The 23,179-nt window shown below is 71.4% G+C and carries 18 protein-coding genes and 1 riboswitch; of the genes, 9 read left to right on the top strand and 9 right to left on the bottom strand.

All coding sequences use genetic code 11. From position 1 onward, the window contains the following. Positions 1-62: 62 nt before the first annotated feature. Positions 63-554, bottom strand: a complete 492-nt coding sequence (locus tag AWX74_RS33135) for a tRNA adenosine deaminase-associated protein (RefSeq protein ID WP_091284739.1) — start codon at positions 552-554, stop codon at positions 63-65. A gap of 398 nt (positions 555-952) precedes the next feature. Between AWX74_RS33135 and AWX74_RS33140 the strand changes: the two genes are divergently transcribed. The 3 genes from AWX74_RS33140 to AWX74_RS33150 all read left to right on the top strand — a co-directional run bounded on the left by AWX74_RS33140 (position 953) and on the right by AWX74_RS33150 (position 3,765). Beyond that, positions 953-2,203: a Mur ligase family protein gene (locus AWX74_RS33140; RefSeq protein WP_091284741.1), complete on the top strand. Its 1,251-nt coding sequence runs from the start codon at positions 953-955 to the stop codon at positions 2,201-2,203. Continuing rightward, a complete protein-coding gene (locus AWX74_RS33145; protein WP_054568268.1) occupies positions 2,200-2,952 on the top strand; it encodes a type 1 glutamine amidotransferase in 753 nt (250 codons plus the stop codon). Before AWX74_RS33140 ends, AWX74_RS33145 begins: the two co-directional genes overlap by 4 nt. Positions 2,953-3,096: 144 nt before the next feature. Continuing rightward, positions 3,097-3,765, top strand: a complete 669-nt coding sequence (locus AWX74_RS33150; protein ID WP_006541057.1) for a PHB depolymerase family esterase — start codon at positions 3,097-3,099, stop codon at positions 3,763-3,765. Positions 3,766-4,832: 1,067 nt separating this feature from the next. On the opposite strand, the gene AWX74_RS33155 is transcribed toward AWX74_RS33150, so the two are convergent. Further along, a complete protein-coding gene (locus AWX74_RS33155; RefSeq protein WP_091284743.1) occupies positions 4,833-5,819 on the bottom strand; it encodes a C40 family peptidase in 987 nt (328 codons plus the stop codon). A 124-nt stretch (positions 5,820-5,943) separates the two neighbouring features. Beyond that, a riboswitch (cyclic di-AMP (ydaO/yuaA leader) is annotated at positions 5,944-6,120 on the bottom strand. Between the two features lie 404 nt (positions 6,121-6,524). Further along, positions 6,525-6,914, bottom strand: coding sequence for a hypothetical protein (locus AWX74_RS33160; RefSeq protein WP_006541059.1), 390 nt, complete (start codon positions 6,912-6,914; stop codon positions 6,525-6,527). A 1,949-nt stretch (positions 6,915-8,863) separates the two neighbouring features. Here AWX74_RS33160 and AWX74_RS33165 point away from each other — a divergent pair. Further along, positions 8,864-10,669: a DUF4139 domain-containing protein gene (locus AWX74_RS33165; RefSeq protein ID WP_091284745.1), complete on the top strand. Its 1,806-nt coding sequence runs from the start codon at positions 8,864-8,866 to the stop codon at positions 10,667-10,669. Here AWX74_RS33165 and AWX74_RS33170 read toward each other — a convergent pair. After that, a complete protein-coding gene (locus AWX74_RS33170) occupies positions 10,618-11,133 on the bottom strand; it encodes a hypothetical protein (RefSeq protein ID WP_226931094.1) in 516 nt (171 codons plus the stop codon). The two genes, AWX74_RS33165 and AWX74_RS33170, sit on opposite strands and share 52 nt — an antisense overlap. Positions 11,134-11,292: 159 nt before the next feature. On the opposite strand from AWX74_RS33170, the gene AWX74_RS33175 reads away from it, so the two are divergent. The 5 genes from AWX74_RS33175 to AWX74_RS33195 all read left to right on the top strand — a co-directional run bounded on the left by AWX74_RS33175 (position 11,293) and on the right by AWX74_RS33195 (position 16,306). Then, the gene (locus AWX74_RS33175; protein WP_091284747.1) at positions 11,293-12,105 is read left to right on the top strand and encodes a hemerythrin domain-containing protein; all 813 of its coding nucleotides are present in this window, start codon (positions 11,293-11,295) and stop codon (positions 12,103-12,105) included. Between the two features lie 157 nt (positions 12,106-12,262). Further along, positions 12,263-13,453 (top strand): PP2C family protein-serine/threonine phosphatase, encoded by a 1,191-nt coding sequence (locus tag AWX74_RS33180; protein ID WP_091284749.1) that lies wholly within the window; start codon positions 12,263-12,265, stop codon positions 13,451-13,453. An 11-nt stretch (positions 13,454-13,464) separates the two neighbouring features. Next, on the top strand, positions 13,465-15,123 hold the full coding sequence (locus AWX74_RS33185) for a sensor histidine kinase (protein WP_091284827.1): 1,659 nt from the start codon (positions 13,465-13,467) through the stop codon (positions 15,121-15,123). After that, on the top strand, positions 15,120-15,566 hold the full coding sequence (locus AWX74_RS33190; RefSeq protein WP_091284751.1) for a response regulator: 447 nt from the start codon (positions 15,120-15,122) through the stop codon (positions 15,564-15,566). Before AWX74_RS33185 ends, AWX74_RS33190 begins: the two co-directional genes overlap by 4 nt. 26 nt (positions 15,567-15,592) lie before the next feature. Next, a complete protein-coding gene (locus AWX74_RS33195; RefSeq protein ID WP_091284753.1) occupies positions 15,593-16,306 on the top strand; it encodes a TIGR03085 family metal-binding protein in 714 nt (237 codons plus the stop codon). A gap of 52 nt (positions 16,307-16,358) precedes the next feature. Here the strand turns inward: AWX74_RS33195 and AWX74_RS33200 are convergent, their stop codons facing one another. The 5 genes from AWX74_RS33200 to AWX74_RS33220 form a co-directional block, all read right to left on the bottom strand. After that, positions 16,359-17,540 (bottom strand): glycoside hydrolase family 26 protein, encoded by a 1,182-nt coding sequence (locus AWX74_RS33200; RefSeq protein ID WP_165615896.1) that lies wholly within the window; start codon positions 17,538-17,540, stop codon positions 16,359-16,361. 793 nt (positions 17,541-18,333) lie between these two features. After that, positions 18,334-20,784: an ABC transporter permease gene (locus AWX74_RS33205; protein ID WP_091284755.1), complete on the bottom strand. Its 2,451-nt coding sequence runs from the start codon at positions 20,782-20,784 to the stop codon at positions 18,334-18,336. Beyond that, positions 20,784-21,659: an ABC transporter ATP-binding protein gene (locus tag AWX74_RS33210; protein ID WP_091284831.1), complete on the bottom strand. Its 876-nt coding sequence runs from the start codon at positions 21,657-21,659 to the stop codon at positions 20,784-20,786. Before AWX74_RS33210 ends, AWX74_RS33205 begins: the two co-directional genes overlap by 1 nt. A gap of 2 nt (positions 21,660-21,661) precedes the next feature. Further along, positions 21,662-22,285 (bottom strand): PadR family transcriptional regulator, encoded by a 624-nt coding sequence (locus tag AWX74_RS33215; protein ID WP_091284757.1) that lies wholly within the window; start codon positions 22,283-22,285, stop codon positions 21,662-21,664. Positions 22,286-22,704: 419 nt separating this feature from the next. Then, a complete protein-coding gene (locus AWX74_RS33220) occupies positions 22,705-23,178 on the bottom strand; it encodes a phosphatase domain-containing protein (protein ID WP_091284759.1) in 474 nt (157 codons plus the stop codon). Position 23,179 lies beyond the last annotated feature (1 nt).

A 23,179-nucleotide genomic window follows, 5' to 3' on the forward strand; every position in this document is an offset into this window, starting at 1 on the left:
GCGCCCCGCCGCCCGCAGCCTGGGCCGCCCCGCCCGCAGGCCTTGCCGCCCCTGTCGGGACGTCAGCCACGGGCCTCGTCGAAGATCTCCCCGGCGCCGGCCCGCTCGCTGATGGCGCTGATCACGTCGGCGGGCAGCATGCCCTCCTCGGCGATCAGCTCGAGCAGCGCCTCGGTCGGCGTCCCGAGGTCGGCGAGGAGGTCGAGGTCGCCGACGGGCGACGCCTGGCCGACGGGGGTGTCCTCGTCGGAGTCGTCGTCGCTGTCGAACCCCGCCATGGACGGAAGCGCGTCCGCGAAGAGGCGCTCGGCGTGATCCGAGGTCAACAGGACCCGGCGGTCCGAAAGGAAGACCTTCGGGTCGGGATCCCGCGCGGTGATCCGCACGATGGCGAGGTACTCGTCGTCCTCCTCGACGAACGCGATGACGGTGCCGGAGGAGAGGTCGTGCATGGCGTCGACGAGCGAGTCGAGATCCTCCATGTCGGCGATGTGGAGGTCGTGTGCCGTCCACCGTTCGCCGTGCTGGGCGATCGCTATCCCCTTGGTGCTCACTGGCTGTCCTCACGTCCCTTCCCGCCGGGTCTGGGCGTGCCCTCATGGGGCCCCGCTGGCCTGCCGACCCGGGGTGATGCCGTATCCCTTCTGTGATTCTCACCGCTGGGCGCCCTACTCATCCATCAGGGGCCGCGCCTTCCTACTCATGAGTGCTCATGAGTGCACCGTGACCGCGTGACCGCGGGGCGAACGTGCCTCGCGTGGGCCTCACATGTGCCTCGGTGGACGGGGCTCTACCCACCTCAGGTGATGCCCTTACCTGGGCAAACTCGTGCGAAGGGCACGCGGTTCGCGGTCGCGGACAGGGCGGGGACAGGGCGGGACACGGTGGAAACAGGGGCAGAGCGCAGGGCCCGCATCACGCCCGCGCGGGCGCATGGCACTCTTGAGACGCGATGACGACACCCCTGCCACGCCGGCTCACAGCCCGTACCCAGCTTGCGCTCGCGGCCGAGCGGTTGGCGTCGGGTGCGTCCCGCCGCCTGGGCCGCGGCTCCGGTGAGATGATCGGCGGAAAGATCGCCCTGCGGATCTCCCCGGGCGCGCTGGCCGAGGTCGGCTCCAACCGCCCGACTGCCTGCGTCTCGGCCACCAACGGCAAGACGACCACCACCAGGCTGCTGGCCCGCGCACTGGGAACGCTGGGCCCGGTGAAGTCGAACGGCGGCGGCGCGAACATGGCGCCCGGCGTGATGACCGCGCTGGCCAGGCCGCCGTACGACTCTCCCGCGGCCCTGGAGGTCGATGAGATCTGGCTGCCCAAGGTGGCGCGGGCGATCCTGCCGCGGGTGGTGCTGCTGCTCAACATCTCGCGTGACCAGCTCGACCGGTCCAACGAGACCCGCCGGATCGCCGCGATCTGGCGCGAGCTGGGCGCCGAGCTGCGCGACACGGTCGTGGTGGCGAACGTCGACGACCCGCTGGTGGCCTGGGCGGCGATGACCTGGTCACGCCAGGTGTGGGTGTCGGCCGGCCAGAACTGGACCGCGGACGCGATGGTCTGCCCGCAGTGCGCCAGGCTGCTGCACCGCAACGCCTCCGGCTGGTGGTGTGAGTGTGGCCTGGCCAGGCCTGAGCCGATCGTCTCGGTGGCCGGCCTCGGTGAGCTGATGTGGTTCGGCCGGCGCATCCCCGCCCGTATCGACCTGCCAGGGCGGGTCAACCTCGCGAACGCGGCGATGGCCGCCGCGGCCGCGCGCGAGTTCGGCGTCGAGGTTGAGGACGCGCTCGCCGCGATGCGTGGCATCGGCGACGTCCAGGGCCGCTACCAGGAGGTGCCGCTGGGCCAGGACGGCCATCAGGCCCGCCTGCTGCTGGCGAAGAACCCGGCCGGCTGGGTCGAGATGATGGAGCTGCTGAACTCGGCGCCGCCGCGGCCGGTCGTGATCGACTTCAACTCGCAGACGGCGGACGGGCGTGACCCGTCCTGGATCTGGGATGTGCCCTTCGAGCGGCTCTCCGGCCGCCAGGTGCTCGTCACCGGGGGCCGCAAGGAGGACATGAGCGTGCGCCTGGCCTATGCCGAGGTTCCTCACAGCGTCCATGCCGACGCCGAGGCCGCCGCCGTGGCGGCGAACGACAAGGTGGTGGACGTCGTCGCGAACTACACGGCGTTCCGCGACCTGCTCGTGCGGACCACCCGGTGATCCGCCCCTCGGCGACCCGGATCGCGCTGATCTATCCGGAGCTGCTCGGCACCTACGGCGACGGTGGCAACGCGATCGTGCTGGCCCAGCGGCTGCGCTGGCGTGGGCTGCGGGCGGAGATCGTGGAGGTGCCGGCCGGTGAGGTGGTGCCGGCCGACTGCGACATCTACCTGCTGGGCGGCGGTGAGGACGAGCCGCAGGTGCTGGCCGCCGACGGTATGCGCCGCAACCGCTCGCTGCTGCGCGCCGTGTCCGGCGGCGCGGCGGTGCTGGCCGTCTGCGCGGGCTACCAGGTGATCGGCGCGACCTTCCCGGCGGGCAACGGCCAGATCCACGACGGGGTCAACCTGATCGACGTCGAGACCCGCCGTTCCTTCGAACCACCGGACGTCCCGCCGCCGCCGCGCGCGGTCGGCGACATCGTGGTGGAACCGAGCCCCCAGCTGGGCCTGCCGACGCTCTACGGCTATGAGAACCATGGCGGGCGCACCCGCCCGCTGCCGGGCTTCCGCGGCATCCCGCTCGGCACGGTCCGGGTCGGGGTCGGGGACGGGACACCCGCCCGCACCGATGGTGTCGTCGACGGGAAGGTCATCGGCACCTACCTGCACGGGCCGGTGCTGGCGCAGAACCCGGCCCTGGCCGACCTGCTGCTGACCTGGGTGCACGGCCCGCTGGCGCCGCTGGACGGCCCGCGTGAGGTGGGCATCCTGCGTGACGCCAGAGCTCACGCGCTCGCGGAGGGCTGAGCACACCCGCGCCGGTGGCCGGCGGGCGCGGGGGCGGCGGGGTGGCGTGATGGTCGTCCCGGGCGTCGTCCGGCGCTTGCGGCGTCGTCCTGAGCGGGTCTGCCAGGACGCGCTGCTTCGAATCAGGCGATTTCCGGGCGTGGGGTGTGGTTCGGTTGCATCGTGGCGTCGAATCCCCTTGCCGGATGGTGGGGCAAGAACAAGAGAAACGTGATCATCATTGGCGTCGTGCTGGTGGTCGTCTGGTGGCTGGCCGCGGGACGGGGCCATCCAAAGGTCGAAAAGGCGACCATCCCGGACAGCTATCCCTCGGCCGGCCGGGAACTGCTCGTCCAGGCGCCTTCTGATCCGGGCGACCCGTTGCCGTTGGTAATCATCCTGCACGATGACAATTCGGATGCGAAGACGTTGGAAGAGGGGAGCAAGGTGTCCTCGCTGGCGAATCGCAAGGATCTCGCGCTCGCTTTCCCGGAGGCCGTCGCCGGAACCTGGCGACTGGACGACCCGAAAGGCGCGGACGTGCAGTACCTGAGCGATGTCGTGCGCTATATGGACGAGAAGCGGTCCGACATCGACCTGGACCGGGTGTACCTCTGGGGCATGGGTGAGGGGGCCCGGCTGGCGCTGCTCGCGGCCTGCACCTCGGCCACGCCGATCTACGCCGCGGTCGGCGTGGTGGGGCAGTTCGACACCGAGCCCGGGCCGACCTGCGACAACGTCACCCCGCATGGCCGGTTCGCCGAGACCGAGTGGGACAAGGGCGTCACGGACGCCCTGTGGAAGTTCTCCCGCGACCTGCACCGGACCGTGTGACGACAGTCCGGCTCGACGAGACGGGTGGGACCTCGACGAGACGGGTGCGGCGAGGACGGGTGCGGGGTGCACGGTCGGCCCCGCATCTGACCCCATCGACCCCGCATCGGCCGCCACGTCATGCTCCAGCCGAGTTGCTCTAGTTGCAAAGAACTAGTCACTTAGCTCGGATGTCCGGCGGCGGCCGAGGATGTCGCGGAGCCGCTGGCCAATTCGGGTCTTGCGGATCCGGTGGAGTGTGGATCGGCAGGCCTGCCGGTCAGGCCCCTCGGCTGGCTCCAGTGGCGCCGGAGGCGCTGCCTCCGGCTGTCGGCACCGAGTGCCGATTTCCTGTTCGGGCCCCGACCGTGATCCCGGTAAGGAGTCACGGTCGGGGCCCGCGTGGCCTGTCGGCGTCGCCGGGAGGGGGGTAACGACGTCGACAGGCCACAAGGAGGCCGGGTGGCGGAGGGTCCGCTGGCCGCCGGTCCAATGGGGGGGGGATCGGAACGGCGACCAGCGGAGTCCGAGGCCTTCCGGCCGGATGGACGTCAGATGGGGGGGATCTGACGTCCATCCCACCGGAAGGATCTACGATCTGCGGATCCGGGTGGGTGGTGCGTGTGGTTCTGTTTTGTTTGTGTGGCGGGCGTTGATGCCCGATGGTCGCATTCTGGACGGTTTGCGCCGCATCTACACCGCTTATGCCGAAGTAGAATGATGTCGCAACGGCCTAGGTGCCGGAAGTGTCGAGACGGTCACGCGGCGAGCGCGAGTCGCGTGGCGTCAGGCACTTCCTGGCAGTGCGGGCAACGGGGCGTGCTCGCGGGTCTGCGGAAGGTGAGGCTGCGGTCCGGTGCAGGGGACCACACATCGGATCTGGTGACCGCCGGGCCGGAGTCAATCCCGACCAACGCCGACCCGGCGGCGGGAGCCGGGCGCGACCGGAGGGGGAGATCGCGCGGCGGCTCGTTCCGAGGACAGGGCGATCCGTGCTGCCCCGTCAGTGCGTGCGGCTTATCAGATGAACAGAGGGGAGCCCGGAGCCAGCCGGCAAAGCAAGGCGGGCCGGCCGGTACTCACGGTGCTCAGGCGACGCGGCCGACCATGTACGAGGTGGTGTAGATCGTCTGCAGCTTGACGACATCGCCGCTGTGCGGGGCGACCCACATCTTGCCGTCGCCGGCGTAGATACCGACGTGGTAGATGTTGCCCGGGGTGCCGAAGAAGATCAGGTCGCCGGGGGCCTTGTTGTACTGGGAGATGTGCGTGGTCGCCGCGTACTGCTGGTCCGTCGTGCGGGGCACGCTCTTGCCGAGCTGCTTGTAGACGTACTGCACGAGCCCGGAGCAGTCGAACGAGTTCGGGCCTTCCGCGCCGTAGATGTACGGCTTGCCGGCCTGGAGCGATGCCAGGTAGACGGCCTTCTCGCCGATCGTGTTCGCCCCGACGTTGACGCTGACGACGGGCGTCTCGACCTCGACGGCCGAGCGGACGGCCTGACGGGAGGCCTGCGCCGGCACGGGGGGACGAACCGTCAGGGTGGCGTCGTTCTCGGAGTGGGCGGACTGCAGCGAGTCCGTCCCGTCGAAGATCGCCGTGACGTTGGTGGTCGTCAGGACTCGGGCCGTGTAGGAGGCCTGGCCCCGGTCGTCCGTGGTGAGGTGCAGGAAGGTCGCCCACCCGGTGGGCAGCTTGACCTGGACCTTGATGAGCTGGTCGGCCAGCGGGGCCTTGGTCTGCTCGTCGTAGAGCGAGAAACCGATGTTGACCGGCTCGTTCGCGTTGACGGTGACCTCGGGGTTGGTCACCCGCAGGCCCACATCGACCTTCGAGGAGAGGGTCGGCGCGGAGATGTCGGTGGTGGCGTCGAGCACGGTGGTGGACCCACTGCCGGCCACGGACGCAACCTGGATGGCCCCGTCGACGGCCAGTCGCGAGCCGATCTGCGTCGCGAGGGTCATCGGGGCGGTGTTCGACGCCTCATCAAACGCAGCGTCCGCGTTGGTGTCCGGAGCACATCCGGCGAGCGCGACCCCGGAGACTGCCACAGTCCCGGTGGTGACGGCGGCCACAGCTCGGGCCCTGGCTCTTGCTCGACTCGACGCCGTGGGGGCTGACGGTGCCCGGTGGCGGCCGCGGCCTTCCTGCTGCCGGCGTCTCTCGGTATCAAGCTGCACGCTTTGCGCAGACAACGTTGCGTTCCTTCCCGTACGCCTGCGAGGTGAGCTGTCGGGTTCGGGCTGGGCTGCCCGGTCCGTCGCGCGACCTTCGTGCGATGGACTTCACCCCTAGACCCGCACCACTACTTGGTGCCGGTCGGTGGAGGTGGGTCCCCCGCTCCTGCCCGAGGTGACGACTCGGAGGGGACACCGGGGCCGCGGGCAGGATTCGGCGTTCGGCCCGGTGTTGTCGTGACGTCGCAAGCGAGACTAGTCCACACGGATGGTGTGGGTAAACACTAGTCCCCCCCAACTACACCGAGTGTGCAAAGAAGTGCCCCTTGCGGGAGCGCATCTGCCCAGGTCAGAGGGGGTGCTGAGCTTCACGTCACGTTTTTGGACGGCCACACGAGGATCACGGACAAACACTTTAGGTGACGAGAAGTTCCGAACTGACGACCCGCAACAGACGCCGGAGCGGGCCGTGAAGCACGGCCATGGAGGGGTGCGGCTCGGCACGGACGGCGGCTCCGCGTGGATGGGCCGGCTCCGCGTGGACGGCGGCTCAGAGTGGATGGGCCTGCCCAGGGAAGCGGTTACTCGGCGCGGACGGCCGGCTCAGCGCGGACGACCGCTCCGGCGGCTCAGGAACCCGGAGTTGTGGAGCACCTGCAGCTCGATCGCGAGCTGTGTCACCTCGGGCGGAAGCGTGCGGTAGCTGCTCTGCATGGCCTCGACGGCCGCGCGGGCGTGCTCGGCGAGATCGTCCAGAGCCTGCTGGCGTTGACGCATCCGGGCTCGCTCCTCCTGGAGCGTCCGGACCGTGTCCTCCTGCCACTGCCTGGTGCGAATGATGTGCTCGCCGGCGTCCGCGGCCTGGCGCTCCGCGTCCTCCAGCCGACTGAGCAGCGCGTCCAGAGCCTCCAGGCGGCTGGCGAGCTCAGCCATCAGATCGCCGCGGCCGGGCAGGAGTGAGAGCTCGTGCCGCCTCGGCTGGGGGTGCGTCATGGCTGACTCCAGCCGCGGCCTGCGGTGCGGGCCTGCTGGAGGGGCGTCGTGATCTGGGCGGAAGGCAGCCTGGAGGCGCACCATCGCCCCGTTCTCGACCATCGCCGAAGTTCCGACACGGTTGGTTACGTTAGTCGACGCACGGGATTTGAGGCGTGTGGTCGGCAGGATCCGGCACATAGTCAACGGACGACGGCGTGTGTCGAGGCCACCAGACGGGTGTCGACCAACGGATGCACCCGACTGGATGGATCATCACCGGTTGCCGTGTGATCCAGCGATCGGAGATCTCCGTGTCGACAACGGAGGGTTTCGGATGTGACGGAGCGAAGCGGCGGGCCAGTGACTCGCGCCGTTCTGGCCACTGGATGCCATCCGATGATCGTCACAATAAGTGACGTGACTTGTGGTCTGTGATCGATCACGACGGCCGTCGTGGCCTCGTAGCACGGGCGGGATGCGGGGCGCGATGGCCGGAGTCGCGATCGTGGCTGATGCCCGGTCATCCTCATCATCAGTGTGCAGCTGATCCGTGTGGGTGTGTCGGTGGATCCGGATGGCGCCGTGTGGAGCAAGTATGTGATCCGGTTTTGGACGGTTTTCTAAGAATAGGATCCTGTCGCGCAACAACGTCGATCAAGGTCGGTTAATCGGGTGGACCTGGCCGGGATCGCCGTTGGCGGGCGAGCCCGGGCTGCCCAGTAGAAGTCGCTCGCCCGGATCCACCGCTTCTCGGGATTTTTGCCACCCGCGCCCTGGCGACCACAGCCCTCAGGTCTCGCCCGGCGGCAGTGGCGGCCACGGCGGCAGCTCGAAGCCGCGGTTCGAAGAGCCGAAAATTGCGGCTGTTCTCGCGACCATAATCTTCAGGTCCTGTCCGGCGGTGGTGGCGGGCGCGGTGGCAGCTCGAAGCCGCGGTTCGAAGAGCCGAGGATTGCGGCTGTTCTCGCGACCACAATCCTCAGGTCCTGCCCGGCAGCTACGGCCGCGCTCGCGGTCAGCCCCGTGGCCGAGGAGATCGCCCCCCGAACTGTCACCACCAGCGGCAACCGCCGGATCCCACCGGCGAACCTGCAGCGATCGTCAGAAATCCCCGGCGCGATCCGCGACGGGCTCACAGGGCCACGTTTTCTTCTGCCCCAGATGCTTGCGGCGTGTGTCGGGCAAGGCTGATCAGTTTGGCCGACGGCCGCGCGGTAAACAGCCAGAGCGGTTCGCCCGGATCTCTCGGCATTGCTGTGCCCGGCAGCCGCGGCCCCGCGCCACGGCGGCCCGCAGCTGTCGGGTGACCCACTCGATGCTGCTCTTCCCGACAGGGAAAGAGATCGGCCCGCCGCTCGGCGGTAAGGCTTTCGTCGGTCGGTCCGCCGGCCCGTTGCGGCAGTTCGGTGCGGCGGTTCGGCGCGCGGCTTCGCACCGGCGCGGACGGAAGACCCGTCCCGGTGGATTGTCCGTGCTGCGATGGTCGGTGTCGGATCCGATCAGCGGCACCGGCCGCGGCGGTCGGGTTCTTGGGCGGGCGATGAGATGGTCGGGTTGGGGGGAAGTGCCGTCGGGCGGGAGATCGGCGGGAGGGAACCGGACGGGCGCCGCGTGTGGCCGTGCTGTCGACCTGCCCCGTGGTCGCCGCCGGCGGATGGGCCAGGCCGCGCGCCTCCGGTGGCCGTACGGCCACCGTCGTCGTGTCGCAGGGTAATCGTGGCTTGCGGCTCGATGATCGAGACCGGTGACGCTGCGCGCCGGTTCGACCGACCCGGCGGTCGACGACGTTCCGGCGGAGCCGGCGCGGCCAGCGGGGCCGTGCCGGCGAACCCGACCGGGGGCACGGCGCGGCGGCGGGGCTGCCCCGACGGGTGGGCCCGACCGAGCCCGTCCAGACCCGTCCAGGGCTGGCCAGGGTCTGTGGGCCACCGGCGATCAAACGATCGTTCTGCCCGTAGGGTGACCGCATGGCTGCCGTGGCGGACGACGCATCGGACACCCCGAACGAGGCTGACACGGTCGACGAAGCCGCTTCGGCCCCTGAAGCCGCTTCGGTCTCTGAAACCGCCTCGGTCACCGAGGCCGCCGCGGTTACTGGAACCGCCACGGTGGCGCTGGACGCGCCGATCACAGCTGTTGTCGTCTACCCCACCGCCGCCAGGGTGACCCGTCGAGGCCCACTCGATCTTTCCGCGCTGCCGGGGGGTGTGACCCGGGTCGAGGCGGTCGTGGGCGGCCTGCCCATCGGCCTCGACGAGAACTCGGTGCGGGTAGGCGGGACGGGCCCGGCCCGGGTACTGGGTGTGCGGGTGGTGTCCCAGGCGCGGGCGACAACGGATGCCGGTGCCCTGGCAGACCTGCGTGCCCGTCAGGACGAGCTGCGCGCGCTGCTGGCCGAGATCGGCGACGAGGACGAGACCGAGCGGGCCCGCCGCACCTTCCTCGACGTCGCCGCGCGGGTGGGGGCGGGCGCGCTGGCCCGCGGCTGGGCCGCCGGCAGCGGACGTCCGGCCGGCCCAGGGGACGTCGACGCCGCCGGCCAGCTGGTCTCCGTCGGCGATGCGTTCGCGGCACAGATCGCCGGTGTGCACGCGCGTCGGCGGGAGCTGGCCAGGCGGCGCGAGGAGGCGGAGAAGGAACTGACGATGATCGGCCGGTTGATCGAGTCCCGCGGGGCGAAGCCGGTGCCCGACACCCGCGCGGTCCTCGTCGATCTGGAACTGCCCGCCGATCTGGAGCTGCCCGCGGACAGCGACACCGCCGCCGAGATGGAGGTCTCCTACCTGGTCGGGTCGGCCTCGTGGGTGTCCGGCTACGACGCGCGGCTGGAAGGTGAGCGGGTGACGCTGACCTGGTTCGCGATGATCAGCCAGCGTACGGGTGAGGACTGGCCCGCGACCGATCTTCGACTGTCGACCGCCCGTCCCGCCAGCGGATTCAGGCTTCCCGAACTGGACCCGCAGTTCGTCGACGTCCGGCGTGCGCCGGAGTCCGTGCACATCCGGGGGGCGCTCGCGGCGCCGGGCGGGGGCCCGGTGCTGGTCGGCGGCATGCCCACCGAGGCGGGCGCCGCGATGCCACTCGCCGCGGCGCCTCGGCGGGCGCCCGTACCGGCGCCGCCGATGGCCGCCGCCACGGCGGTGCTGGAGTCGGCGGGCGCGGCGTCCACCTACCGTCCCCCGCGCCCGGTGGCCGTGCCCGCCGACGGCGACCCGCATCGTGCGACGGTGGCCGTGATCGAGCTCGACGCGGTTCTCGACCACCTGACCGTCCCGAAGCTGGCCGCGGAGGCCCATCTGCGGGCGGCGGTCGTGAACACCTCCGCGCACACGCTCCCGGCCGGGCGGGTGTCGGTCTTCCACGAGCGGGAGTTCGTCGGCACCAGCAGGCTGGACCTCATCCCGCCCGGCGGCGAGCTGGAGCTGCAGCTCGGGGTGGACGACAGAGTGAAGGTCGAGCGCAGGCTGGCTCGCCGGAGCACCGGCCGGCGCATGGTCGGCAACGTCCGCCGGACGGACGTCGCCTACACCATCCTGGTGACCAACTACGCGTCCATGCGGGCCCGGGTGACGGTCCGCGATCAGGTGCCGGTGCCGCGGCACGAGAGCATCACCGTGCGGGACGTGTCAGCCGAGCCGGCGGCGGCCGAGCACACCGAGCTGGGGCTGCTGACCTGGAACCTGGAGCTTGATCCGGGCGCGAGCCGGGAGATCCGGCTCTCCTACCGCCTTGAGCATCCCCGCGGGGCGGAGATCACCGGCTGGGGCGACTGACCGGTCGCCCGGGGCGGCTGACCGCTCGTCCGAGGAGTCTGACCGGCGGTTCGGGAGGGCTGGCCGGCGGTTCGGGACGACTGGCCGGCGGTTCGGGGTGACTGGCTGGCCGTGAGGCCCCGTGTCCACCCGCCCTCCTCGATCTCCGCGGTGCCGTCGATCACCGCCCAGTCGATCACGGAGCTGGCCGGGACGACCACGGGGCTGCCCATCCGGATGTGGACCAGGGCCGGGTGCGCGCCGTCGTTGAGGCTGCGGCCGTGGATCGTCCGCGGATCCGGCCAGGTCGACACGATGGCCCACAACGCCTCGACCCCGCCGGGCACGGGAAGCTGGTGCCTGATGATCAGATGGCCGAGTGGTGGGAGCTCCCCGTGGGTCAGGCGTCGGCGGGCGTGGCCGAGTCGCGAACGGGCGACGGTGATCGCCTCGTTCAGGGTGGCCGGTGCGACGCTGCCAAGCATGTACTGAACAGTAGCTGACTCCATCCGGTCCGTAGGCATCCTCCGGCGTTGATCGGGGAAGAACCAGCATTTCCGGCGAAGCTGGGTGCGCATGGTGTTCGTCCGGTGTGAATGCGTGCGGGGGGCGGCCGGCGTAGCTTGGACGTACGGGAGGCGGTCATGGCTCACCAGGATGAGGCGGCCAGCACCAGCACCGGTGTGGGAGTCGGCACCGGCAGTGGCGGTACCGCCGGTGGTGCGGATGTTTCGACGCTCTCGGGCCTGGTGCATGAGACGCACCGTGATGCGGCTGATCTTTTCGAGCTGGCCAGGCAGGAGCTCGCGAAGAACACCGGCAGCCCGCAGAGCCCGTCGGCGGATCCACGGCTGGCCCTGCATGCGATCGACGCCGCCGTCGCCGCGTTCAGCGCGCACCTGAGCGTCATGGAGGGCGTCGTGTACCCGACAGCTGCCACGGCGGTTCCGGACGGGCCGGCCCGAACCGCTGCGCTGCGCGAGACCGCCCGCGAGGCGGCCGGCATGATGCGCGGGATAGAGCAGTATGTGCAGGGCGACCGGTACCAGCCCGGCAGCGGGGTGTCCGAGCTCCGCGCCGACCTGGTGGAGCTCGGGCAGGCGCACGCCCGGGCGGAGGAACGGCTGCTGAGTGATCTCGAAGAGCGGCTGGCCGGTCCACAGCTGATGCGGCTGCGTGAGGACGTCCAGCAGGCGATGCGGCGCGCACCGACCCGCCCGCACCCGCACCTTGGGCATCGGGCGGGCCTGGCGAGCCGTCTCGCCGCCCGGCTGGCCGGCCACTGGGACCATCTGCTGGACACGATGGACGCCCGGGCGGTGGCAGGCCGTCCGGTCCGCGCGCCGGCACCGGCCGGTCTGTGGGGCTGGTACCTGCTGGGGCGCCCGACCAGTGACCAGCTGGGGTGCCCGACCAGTGACCAGGCGCACCCGGGCACCGGAACTTCCGGAGATTGAGGCCGTAAGCACACGTTCCGCCGCGCGGCCGGCGCTACCTTCTCCTTGTCAGCTGCTACAACGATTACTTGCTACCTGTCAGTATTTGTTGGTGCCCGCCGATCAGCGTGGCGTCGCCCCCGCCTGGAGAGAAGTGACGGCAAGCGAGATCCCTGCCATGCGGCCATCCGCGGCCGAGGGTGAGGCGGCACGCCTGGCGGGCGTGAGCTGGCCACTGCTGCTCGTCGAGGACGACGACGGCGACGCGTTCCTGGTGTCGGCCCTGCTCGAGGAGGTCTCCGCCCCCGTCGAGGTCACCCGGGTGCGGACGGTCGCGGAGGCCGTTCTACGAACCCAGAGCACCGCCTGCGTCCTGCTGGACCTCGGCCTGCCCGACAGCGAGGGCCTGTCCGCGCTGGACAGGCTGTTGTCGATCGACGGCGGGGCGCCCGTCGTCGTGCTGACCGGTCTGGTGGACGAGCACCGGGGGGCCGAGGCCGTCGCCGCGGGCGCGCAGGACTATCTGGTGAAAGGCCAGGTGGACGGGCGGGACCTGGTCCGTGCCGTGCGCTACGCGATCGAGCGTGAGCGGGCCGACACCGCGGCGCGGGCGTTGCGTGAGTCCGAGCTGCGAGCGGACGAGAAGGCCCGGCTGGAGCGCGGTCTGCTGCCCAGGCCGCTGATGGACGACGCGACGCTGGAGCACCGGACCCGCTACCGGCCCGGCCACCGGCAGGCGCTGCTCGGCGGAGACTTCTACGACATGGTCTCCACCAGGGACGGCACCGTCCACGTGCTGCTCGGCGACGTCTGCGGGCATGGCCCGGACGAGGCCGCGCTGGGGGTCAGCCTGCGCATCGCCTGGCGCACCCTGGTGCTGGCCGGCGTCCCCGATGCCGATCGCCTGGGCTTCCTGCAGGAGGTGCTGGTGAGCGAGCGGGAGCACGACGAGATCTTCGCGACGGTCTGCGCCCTGGCGATCGCGCCGGACCGGCGCAGCCTGCGGATGACCCTGGCCGGGCATCCGCCGCCGGCGTTGCTGTCCCCGCGGGTCACCGCTCTGCCGGGCGACGTGGTCGGCCCCGCCCTGGGCATCCTCGACGAGCTGGTGAGCGACGAGGTGACGGTCGAGCTCGGGGAGCAGTGGGCCCTGCTGCTCGCGACGGACGGTCTGCTGGAGGGGCGTGACGGGCCGGGCGGCGAACCACTCGGCTGGGAGGGGGTGCTGCCGGAGGTGGTCGACCTGTGGCCCGAGTCCGGGCCCGACGATCTGCTCGACGCGCTGATCGACCGGGTGGAGGAACGTAACGGCGGCCCGCTGACCGATGACGTGGCGCTGCTGCTGCTCCAGCGGGTGCTGCCCGCGTGAGCGTCGCGGCGATGCGGGGCTGGCGGCTGCGCCGGCGGCTGGGCGCGGTCTACGGCGCGGTGGCCGTCATCCTCCTGCTCTCCGCGGGCATGATCGGCTGGTCGATGGCGCGCCTGGACGACGCCATCCATGTCCGCAGCGACATCCTCGCCCCGGTGCAGGTCGGCACCGTCCGGCTGATCTCGAGCCTGGTCGACCAGGAGACCGGCGTCCGCGGCTACGTGCTGGAGGGCGACGACCAGTATCTCGATCCGTACACGCAGGGGCGCGAGACCGAGAACGAGCTGCGTGCCAGCCTCGCGGCCAGGGTGGCCAGCCGCCCGGACCTGCAGCGTGGGCTTGCAACGCTGGAGCAGCGCGTCAACGAGTGGCACAACGACTACGCCGACCCGGCGATAGCCGCGGTGCGCGCCGGTGGCGTCGACGCCGCGAACCGTCTCGACCCCACGGTCGGGAAGGTCCGGTTCGACGCGGTGCGGGCCGCCGGCACCGCGCTGGACGACGCGGTGCGGGCCGCGGCGCTGCAGGCCCGGGACAACCTGAGCGATGCGGTGCGCACGCTGGTGATCTCGCTTGTGGTCGCGGCGGTGGCGCTCATCGTGTTGCTGACGCTCATCTTCCGTGCGCTGCGGGTGTGGGTGACCCGGCCGCTGGAGACCGTCGGGGCAGATGTGCGCCAGGTCGCCGCCGGCAGCCTGGAGCACCAGATCGGGTCCACCGGCCCACCCGACATCGAGTCGCTGGCCCGCGACGTCGAGCTGATGCGGCTCCAGCTCCTCGGCGAGCTGGAGACGGCGCGGGAGGCACGGGCCTCCGTCGAGGCGCAGGCGGAGATCCTGCGCCGTTCCAACCGTGACCTGGAGCAGTTCGCCTACGTCGCGTCGCATGACCTGCAGGAGCCGCTGCGCAAGGTGGCGAGCTTCTGCCAGCTGCTGTCCCGCCGTTACGGCGACCAGTTCGACGAGCGCGGGAGCCAGTACATCCACTTCGCGGTGGACGGTGCCAAGCGCATGCAGCAGCTCATCAACGACCTGCTCGCGTTCTCCCGGGTCGGCCGCAGCACCGAGAGCTTCGTGGACGTCGATCTCACCGACGTCGTCGAGCGGGCCCGGGTGACCCTGTCGATCGCGCTGGAGGGCAGTGGCGGGGAGGTGACCGCGGCCGGACTTCCGACGGTTCCCGGCGACCCCGTCCTGCTCACCCAGCTGTTCCAGAACCTGATCGGGAACGCGTTGAAGTTCCATGGCGAGCAGCCCCCGCGGGTGCGGATCGGGGCGGTGGAGCGCCCGGACGAGTGGGAGCTGTTCTGCGCCGACAACGGCATCGGCATCGAGCCCGAGTACGCGGAGAAGATCTTCGTCATCTTCCAGCGCCTGCACGCGCGGGACGCGTACGAGGGAACCGGGATCGGCCTCGCGCTGTGCCGCAAGATCGTGGAGTTCCACGGAGGGCTGATCTGGCTGGACAATACGGTGGAGTCCGGCACCACCTTCCGCTGGACGTTGCCGAAGCGCCGCGCCGTGGTGTTGCCCACCGATCTGGTCCCGCACGGTAACTCGACGGAGCCGTCGCCCCCGGCGCTCCTCCCGCAGTCCTCGCCACCCGCGCGGTCCTCGCCACCCGCGCAGTCCTCGCCGCCCGCTCTGCCGAAACCAGGAGGTCCGTCGTGACCCAGCCCGAGCCTGTCGTCCCGGTCGAGGTCCTGCTGGTCGAGGACGACCCGGGCGATGTGCTGATGACCCGTGAGGCGTTCGAGGACCACAAGCTCAAGAACAACCTCAACGTGGTCAGCGACGGCGTCGAGGCACTGGCCTACCTGCGGGGCGAGGGCGTGTACGCGGGTGCGACGCGGCCCGATCTCATCCTGCTCGACCTGAACCTCCCACGCCGGGACGGCCGGGAGGTGCTGGCGGAGGTCAAGTCCGACGAGCAGCTGCGGCGCATCCCGATTGTCGTGCTCACCACCTCCGAGGCGGAGGAGGACATCCTGCGCAGCTACGACCTGCACGCCAACGCGTACATCACGAAGCCGGTCGACTTCGAGAGGTTCGTGTCGGTGGTCCGCCAGATCGACGACTTCTTCATCACGGTCGCCCGGCTTCCCACTCAGTAGTCGCCTCGTCTGCCTAAAGTCACCGCATGGCTGCTGGGCGCGCAGGAGTGCGACGGGAGATTCTCGCGGACCTGCTTCGTGACCTCGGGCCGGCCAGCCCCACGCTGTGTGCGGGCTGGACCGCGCACGACCTCGCCGCTCACCTGGTCACCCGGGAGCGGGTGCCGTGGGCCGGCCCTGGTCTGGTCGTCGGCGCGCTGCACGGCCTGACGGAACGTGCCGAGCGGGCGACGATGCGTACGCACAACTACCCCGAGCTGGTCGAGATGTTCCGCGCCGGCCCGCCGTGGTGGCACCCGACCCGGTTCTCGCCCCTGGACGACGCGGCCAACCTGGTCGAGTTCTTCGTCCACACCGAGGACCTGCGCCGCGCCGCGCCCGGACGTCTCCCAGCCGTCGCGGACGTCCCGGCCGGTGCGGACGACGCGGCTGTCGATCGGGACGCCATGTGGGCCGCGCTGCGGCTGATCGGGCTCGCCGAGTTCCGGCACAGCGCCGTCGGTGTGATCGCGGAACGGACCGACGCGCCCGGGCGGCTCACCCTGCGCCGCCGGGAGCCGGTCGTCGAGATCGTGGGCCCGCCGGAGGAGCTCCTGCTCTTCGCGTTCGGGCGGTACGCCGCGGCCCAGGTCGAGCTGCGGGGCACGCCCGAGGCCGTCGCGGCCGTCGCGGCACGAGGTGTCACGGCGCGAGGTGCCGCGGCGCCGGCTGGTGCCGGCAACCAGGAGGCCGCCCGCTGAACCTCCTGCCGCGCGGATCGGCGGCAGGAGGAACCAGTGCGGTCGCCCGCTGCTACCAGAGCGAGGCGTAGACGGCTGAGCTCTTGGGATTCTCGTTGGGGTTGATCAGCGACGAGTGCACGTTCCCGGCGCGGGAGTCCTTGAAGTAGGTCTCATAGGCCAGCACATCCGCGTTCGCGCGGAAGGTTTCGTACATCTGCTGGATGTAGACCGGGTTGTCGCCGCCGGCCTGCCCGGACCGGCCCGCCTCGGTGCCCGAACTGGCGACCAGGCCCCATTCGGGGACGGAGAACTGCTTGCCGTGCGCCCGGGCGAACGCGATGGCCGCACACAGCCCCACCGCCTGGTTGCACTGCTTGTCGAAGATCTCCGCGGTGGTGCTGGCGGGCCACTGGTCGTAGGAGTCGATGCCGATGATGTCGACGTAGTCGTCACCCGGGTAGGCGTCCCAGGGGCTGGAGCTGTGCGCGTTCATCGCCCAGTCGAAACGGGCCTGCGGGTCCGTCGAGCGGACCGCGGACACGACCTGGCGGTAGCAGCTGGCCCAGGCGCTCGGATTGCCGCGCACCGACCATTCGAACCAGGTGCCGTTGAACTCCCAGGCCAGCCGGACGATGGTCGCCGGCCGGCCCTTGCTGACCAGCCAGCGGCCGAACTCGGCCCAGTGGCTGTTGTAGGCACCGGACGCGCACGCCGAGATGCTCCCCTGACCGGTGGGGAAGAAGGGCTGGGAGATCACCCACGTGCCGGCGAAGCCGGCGAACTTCTCCGTGCTGCCGCCGACCCACGGATGCGTGATCGTCTCCCAGCTTCCCCTGTCGGCGAAGGTCAGGACGACGTTCACCGCCGATCCGCGCAGTGCCTCCCAGTCGCGCACCGTGGTCAGGTTGTTCGCGTAGACGCCGCTCATGCCACCGGGCACCCTGCCGCCGCCACCACCGGAGGGGGTGTTGGAGCCGGCCGCGCCGAGGGCTGTGCGCGCGGGGGTGGTGGGCGGTGCGGTCGCCGCGGGTGGCGTGGTCGCCGCCGCCGCCGTCGTCGCGACGGGGGAGGGGCTCAGGCTCGGGCTCGGGCTCGGCGACGGGGACGTGTCCTGGCCGTCGCCGGTGTTGACGTCCGGGCGGGCTTCCCGGAGGTCCTTGGGGTCGATGGCCGATGCCTCGACGACGGCTGAGGAATCGCTGTCCCGCTCCGGGGCCAGCGTCCATCCGACCGCCACCGCGACGAATGCCATGATGCTCAGCGAAGCTATCCAGGCGGGATTTCTGACCGGACCGCGCCATCGACGGCGCAATCCGGACGGTTTTCTGCGCGGGCTGGGCTGGCCCTCCGCACGATGTCTCACCGCGGACATCCCTCCGTGCCCGGCCGTGACGTGCCGGGCGGTGTCGTTGTGGACCCCCCGATCCCACCCGCCTACTCCTGAGCGGACGACCCTCCACAGGGCTTGGTCTGACGAAACTCCTTCTGGTCACCCTGACGTGACTAGACAGTTGTGACGGCAGCGTACACGGAGGTGGGTGGCCACGTAGGCGGGGGGAGCTATCCCGCACGGACTGTCGCTCTGCGTGAGCGATGGTTGTTTCGGGCCGCACCTTGTCGTCTGGCCGACACCTTGCGGTGATTCCGGCGTTGATTTAGCGCCCAATTTGTTAATTGAACTTGCTTCGCGGTCGGGTGGTGGTGATGCCGCAACCGGACAGGTGCGGAGGGCCTGGCCCCCACCCGGCGCCGTTTCCGCTGTCGCCGCACATACCCCTGTGGGGTGACGATGCGCATGCGCGTAACGGCGGCGAGCCCCGACCCGGCGACCCCTGGGCTGGCGACCCCTAGGCTGGCGACCGCCGAGTCGCCGAGCCGCCGAGCTCCGGCTCGGCGACTCTGTTCCTCAGATCTTCCTCGGCACCCTGTAGCTGCGGCTCGAAGACTGAGGATTATGGTCGTTTTGGCAACTCCGATCTTCATATCCTGGTCGGCAGCGGCAGCGGCAGCGGCGACAGCCCGCGACTCGGGAGTTCCTGCGGAGATCAGTCCCAGCGCAGCAGGTGCGAGACCGGCCGCGCGGCGAGGACGCGGGCGGCGAGGCCGCCGGCGGCCGCGCAGGCCAGCGGGGTCACCACGAGGCCCAGCAGCACGCCGAGGCCCGGTCCGTTCCCGTACCCCGGGCCCATCCCGATGCTGGCGGAGACGAGATCGCTCAGCACACGGAAGCAGAGCAGGCCGAGCGGGATCCCCACCGCCAGGCCGAGCACGCCGAGCGCCGCGCCGGCGACCGCTCCCTGCCCGACGAGCTGGCGCGGGGTGAGACCGAGCGCCCCGAGAACACCCAGCGCCCGCCCGTTCTCCCGATTGCCGGCGAGCAGGGTGGAGAGCAGGTTCACCAGCGCGACCGCGGCGACCAGGCCGGCGATCGAGAGCATGGCTGTTCGGACCATGGCGAGACCCTCGGTCGAGCTGTCCTGCAGCTCGAGCGGGACGTCGTCACCCACGGCCTCGCTGAGCTGGTCGGCGAGCGCCGCCGGGCTGACCGACGGCCCGGCCGTCAGCCGGAAGACCCTCGCCACGGCGCCCGGTTCGGTGCGGCGCAGCTCCGCCATCGGCAGCAGCAGGATGTCGCCGGTGTCCTCGGTGGTCCGGTACCAGCCGACCACCCGGGCGGTGTGGGTGGCTCCGGCGACCTCGAACGCCACGGTGCTGCCGACTTTCAGGCCGTGGTCGGCGACCAGCCCGTAGCCGACGGCGACCTCGCCCGCGCCGAGCGGAAGCCGCCCGGCGCCGACCTGGTAGGCCGGCGGGCCACCGTCGAAGGCCCGGGCCAGCACGGTCTCGCCGCCGAGGTTCGCCGGGCGGTCGGCCTCGGCGTACCAGCTCGCGACTCCCGGCGCGGACCGCACGACCGAGCCGATCCGCGTTGCCTCGGCACTCTGCGCGGCCTCGGCGCTTTTCGTGCTCTCGGCACTTTGCGCGGCCTCGGCGCTCTGCGCGGGTGCGCTGTCCGAGGCCTGCACGCTCACCGTGACATCCCAGGGGCTGCCGGTCTGGAACGGGTCGGTCGCCGCACTTTCGACGATGCGCAGGAATCCACCGGTCACGATGAGGCCGACGACGGCGACGACGACGGCCAGGGTGCTCAGCCCGGTGCGGGCCGGCCTGGTGGCCAGCGGACCGAGCCCGAGCAGGCTCAGCCGTGCCGGCACCCGGGTCGCCGGCCCCCGCGACCACAGCCTGCCGACCGACGGGCTGTCGCGCAGTGCCTCGGTGACCGGTGCCCGCGCGGCCCGGACGGCAGGGCTGATCGTCGCGATGACCAGCACCAGGCTCAGCACGCCGGCGGTGAGTAGCAGGTCGGCCACCGACCACACCGGTGCGGGCCGGCCGGCGAGCGGCGCCGCGCCGAGATCGAGCAGCGGCGAGACGAGGGAGCCCAGCACCCACCCCGCTGCCGCCGCGGCGAGGCCGAGCACGAGGTGCTCGCCGACGAGGGCGGCGACGATCTCCCGGGGCCGGCAGCCGACCGCGCCCAGCATGGCGATCTCCCGCCGCTGCCGGATGACCCGGATCGTCATCGTCCCGGCGATGACGATCGCGCAGGCGACCAGCAGGAAGACACCGAAGGCGGAGACGAACCGGCCGAAGATCCGGGACGCCACGAGGATGTCGCCGCGGGTGTCCGGCCAGGTGTTGGTCCAGCCGGCCAGGTCGGGATGGTCACGCTGGAGGCGTCCGGCCAGTTCCTCGGGGTCGGTGCCGGGTGCGGCGTCGAGCAGATACCTGGTGGACGACGCCGTCCCCGTCGGGTCGAGCCGGCGCGCACCGGACGAGCTGGCGAACATGCGGATCGGGTCGCAGTCCGGAAAGGCGCAGTCGGTCAGATCGGTCGCGGTGCCGACCACGGTGAACGGGACGTCCGCGCCACCGGAGGTCCGCAGGGTGACCGCCGACCCCGGCACCAGCCCGAGATGGGTGGCGGCGCTTCGCTCGACGACCAGCTCGCCCGGGCCGTCGAGCCACCGGCCCGCGGTCACCTGGGAGGCGCCGACGACCTGGTCGGGATCATCGACCGCCGCCACCTCGGCGGACTCCAGGTCGGCGGGCCCCGATCCGGTGACCAGCTCGCCGTCGACGACCTGCTGCGGCCCGGCCACCGCCCGGACCCCGGGCACACCGGCCAGCGTCGCGGCACCGTCCCGCGCGGCGGCCGTGGCGGCCGTGGCGCTCGGGCTCGCGGTGGCCGCGGTGGCCGCGGTGCTCGGGGTGGCCGCGGTGGGCTCCGCGGGAAGGCCTCGGGCCTGGACGACGACGTCGGGCACGTTCGTCCGTTCGGCCAGGTCGTCGAGCCGGCCCTCGCCGCCGCGGGCCACGCTCACCCCCGCGGTCAGCCCTGTCGCGGCGATGACGAGAACCAGGAGGAGCACAGCCGTCCCGGCACGGCCGCGGCTGCGCAGCCCCGCCATGGTCAGGGCGATGATCGCACTCATCACCAGCTCCCAAGGCCCAGCAGGTCGACGTCGCCGGTGCCGGTGCCGGTGTCCGTGCCGGCCGGTTCCGGGCCTTCGGAGCCGTCGCCCGAGTTGGAGCCGGCCGCCGCAGAGGTGCCGGTGGTAGGCGAGACCCCGGCCATGCCCGGTCGGTCGGTCAGGCCTCGGGGGCGCCGTTCGTCGGTGACCTTCCCGTCGCGGAGGAAGATGATGCGGTCCGCGGTGGCCGCGACCGCGTAGTCGTGGGTCACCATCACGACCGTCCGTCCGCCTGCGTTCTCCGTGCGCAGCAGATCGACGACCGTGCCCGTGGCCTCGCTGTCGAGCGCGCCGGTCGGCTCGTCGGCGAGCAGCACGTCGGGGCGGGTCGCCGCGGCCCGGGCGATCGCCACCCGCTGCTGCTGGCCACCCGACAGCGTGGCCGGCAGCGCCCGGGCGACGTCCGACAGGCCGAGCAGGTCGAGCAGCTCCTGGGCCCGGGCCCGGGTCGCCCGCCGCCCGGTGCCGGCCACCCGCATGCCCAGCTCCACGTTGGCCTGCACGGTCAGGTGGGGGACGAGGTTGTAGGCCTGGAAGACCAGCCCGACCCGGTGCCGGCGGGCGAGGGCGCGCCGGCCCGCCGAGAGCGCGCTGATCTCCTCCCCGGCGAGGCGGACCGACCCGGAGTCGGCCGTGTCCAGCCCGGCGAGCAGGTGCAGCAGGGTCGACTTGCCGCAGCCGCTCGGCCCGACGATCGCCACCCACTCCCCGGGCGCGACGCTCAGGTCCACCCCGCGCAGGGCGACCCGCTGCGCCGGTGCCCGCCCGAACGCCTTCGTCAGCCCGGTCACCTCGATGATCGGCGGTTCCGCGGAACCGCACACCTTCGGCTGCATGATCACAATCTCCCCGAAAGACGTTCCTCGACCAGGTCGAGCCAGCGCAGCTCGGCCTGCAGGTGCAGGACGGAGGCCTCGCGCAGCAGATCGCCGAGGCCGACAGGCAGGTCTGTTCGACTGCCGGTGCCGGTGCCGGTGCCGGTGCCGGTGGCGCCGGTGGTGCTGGCGTCGGTGCTGTTCGCGTTGGCGGACTCGTTCCGCCCGCCGGGGCCGCGGGTCTGGCCGCCCGGGCGTTTTGCCGCCCGCAGGTCGGCCAGCGTGCGCAGGGCCTGGATGCAGCGCATCCGGTGCTCGGCGACGGCCGGGGCGATCGTCCCGTCGGTGATCAGGCCCGCGACCAGCTTCAGCACGATGTCGCTCTTGCCCACGGGCAGCTCGGACGGATCAGCCAGCCAGCCGCGCAGCGCCTTGCGGCCGACCTCGGTGAGATCGTAGATCTTGCGATCGGGCCCGTCCGCGTTGGCCTCGACGTGGTGGACGACCGAACCGTCGCGTTCGAGCCGGGTCAGGGTCACGTAGATCTGGCCGACGTTGACCGGTGGCGCCACGTCACCGAACAGCTCGTCATGGGCTCGTTTGAGCTCGTAGCCATGCGCGGGCCCGCGGTCGAGCAGGGCAAGCATCAGGAACCTCACGAGGCGCCGTGGGACGTCCAGCCGGTCTGCATAACGGTTATGTATAACGGCTAGGTAGCGACTGTCAATGATCAGTCCGTCTGGGTGACCTTCGGTCCGCGTCGGCCGCGGCCGGGCCACCCGGAGGTGATCGAAAGCTGGCCGGGTGGCGCTGGATCGGCGCCTCGGCGGTGCCGGGCCGCCAGGCCACCGCCGCACCGCACCAGCATTTCGTCACAAAAGCGGCAAAAAGGGGCGAAGATTCGCCTGGTGACCCGCAAGAAAGAAGGAATTTGGTCGTCGGGACGACCGAAATCCTTCACTCTTGCGACTCGCCAAACCGGGCTGCCGGGCAGTCGGGCTGACGCGCTACCGGGCGCTCGGAGGTCCGGCCGCGTTCGTCGAGTGCGAACCTCCCCGCCGGCCGGCTAGCGATCTTGGTCGGCGTCGGTCTGTGACAGGCGAAAAGTGGCGACCCATCTGCGCTGCCAGGGGGTCTCGACAGCCCGGGGGTGGTGGTGTTCCCGGGTCCAGACGATGGCGGCGACGGGGTCCAGGCCGGTCAGCACGGCGAGGCAGGCGATGACCGTGCCGGTGCGCCCGACGCCGCCGCCGCACGCGACCTCGACCGCCGCGCCGGCGGGCTGCGCACGTTCGTGCAGCGCGCGGATGTGCCGGATGGCCTCGTCGCGATCACGGGGCAGCCCGAAGTCGGGCCAGTTGATCCACTCATGCGGCCAGGTCAGCCCGTCGTCGTGCCGACGGCGCAGCCGCGGTGAGCCCAGGTAGAGGCCGAAGTCGGGTGATCGTCCGTCCGGGCGGGGGTGGCGCAGGCCGCGCCCGCGGACCCAGGTGCCGTCGGGCAGCTCGATGGCGCCGGTGAGGATGGGAACGCTCGGCATA

Origin of the sequence: Parafrankia irregularis (assembly GCF_001536285.1) — a bacterium.
Classification (GTDB): Bacteria; Actinomycetota; Actinomycetes; order Frankiales; family Frankiaceae; genus Parafrankia; species Parafrankia irregularis.

What these genes read in the sequence shown, in the direction of transcription:
- AWX74_RS33140 (WP_091284741.1), top strand. Translation starts at nt 953, where the DNA reads ATGACGACACCCCTGCCACGCCGGCTCACAGCCCGTACCCAGCTTGCG.
- AWX74_RS33160 (WP_006541059.1), bottom strand. Translation starts at nt 6,914, where the DNA reads ATGACGCACCCCCAGCCGAGGCGGCACGAGCTCTCACTCCTGCCCGGC.
- AWX74_RS33165 (WP_091284745.1), top strand. Translation starts at nt 8,864, where the DNA reads ATGGCTGCCGTGGCGGACGACGCATCGGACACCCCGAACGAGGCTGAC.
- AWX74_RS33170 (WP_226931094.1), bottom strand. Translation starts at nt 11,133, where the DNA reads ATGCTTGGCAGCGTCGCACCGGCCACCCTGAACGAGGCGATCACCGTC.
- AWX74_RS33175 (WP_091284747.1), top strand. Translation starts at nt 11,293, where the DNA reads ATGGCTCACCAGGATGAGGCGGCCAGCACCAGCACCGGTGTGGGAGTC.
- AWX74_RS33180 (WP_091284749.1), top strand. Translation starts at nt 12,263, where the DNA reads ATGCGGCCATCCGCGGCCGAGGGTGAGGCGGCACGCCTGGCGGGCGTG.
- AWX74_RS33185 (WP_091284827.1), top strand. Translation starts at nt 13,465, where the DNA reads ATGCGGGGCTGGCGGCTGCGCCGGCGGCTGGGCGCGGTCTACGGCGCG.
- AWX74_RS33195 (WP_091284753.1), top strand. Translation starts at nt 15,593, where the DNA reads ATGGCTGCTGGGCGCGCAGGAGTGCGACGGGAGATTCTCGCGGACCTG.
- AWX74_RS33200 (WP_165615896.1), bottom strand. Translation starts at nt 17,540, where the DNA reads ATGGCATTCGTCGCGGTGGCGGTCGGATGGACGCTGGCCCCGGAGCGG.
- AWX74_RS33205 (WP_091284755.1), bottom strand. Translation starts at nt 20,784, where the DNA reads ATGAGTGCGATCATCGCCCTGACCATGGCGGGGCTGCGCAGCCGCGGC.
- AWX74_RS33210 (WP_091284831.1), bottom strand. Translation starts at nt 21,659, where the DNA reads ATGCAGCCGAAGGTGTGCGGTTCCGCGGAACCGCCGATCATCGAGGTG.
- AWX74_RS33215 (WP_091284757.1), bottom strand. Translation starts at nt 22,285, where the DNA reads ATGCTTGCCCTGCTCGACCGCGGGCCCGCGCATGGCTACGAGCTCAAA.
- AWX74_RS33220 (WP_091284759.1), bottom strand. Translation starts at nt 23,178, where the DNA reads ATGCCGAGCGTTCCCATCCTCACCGGCGCCATCGAGCTGCCCGACGGC.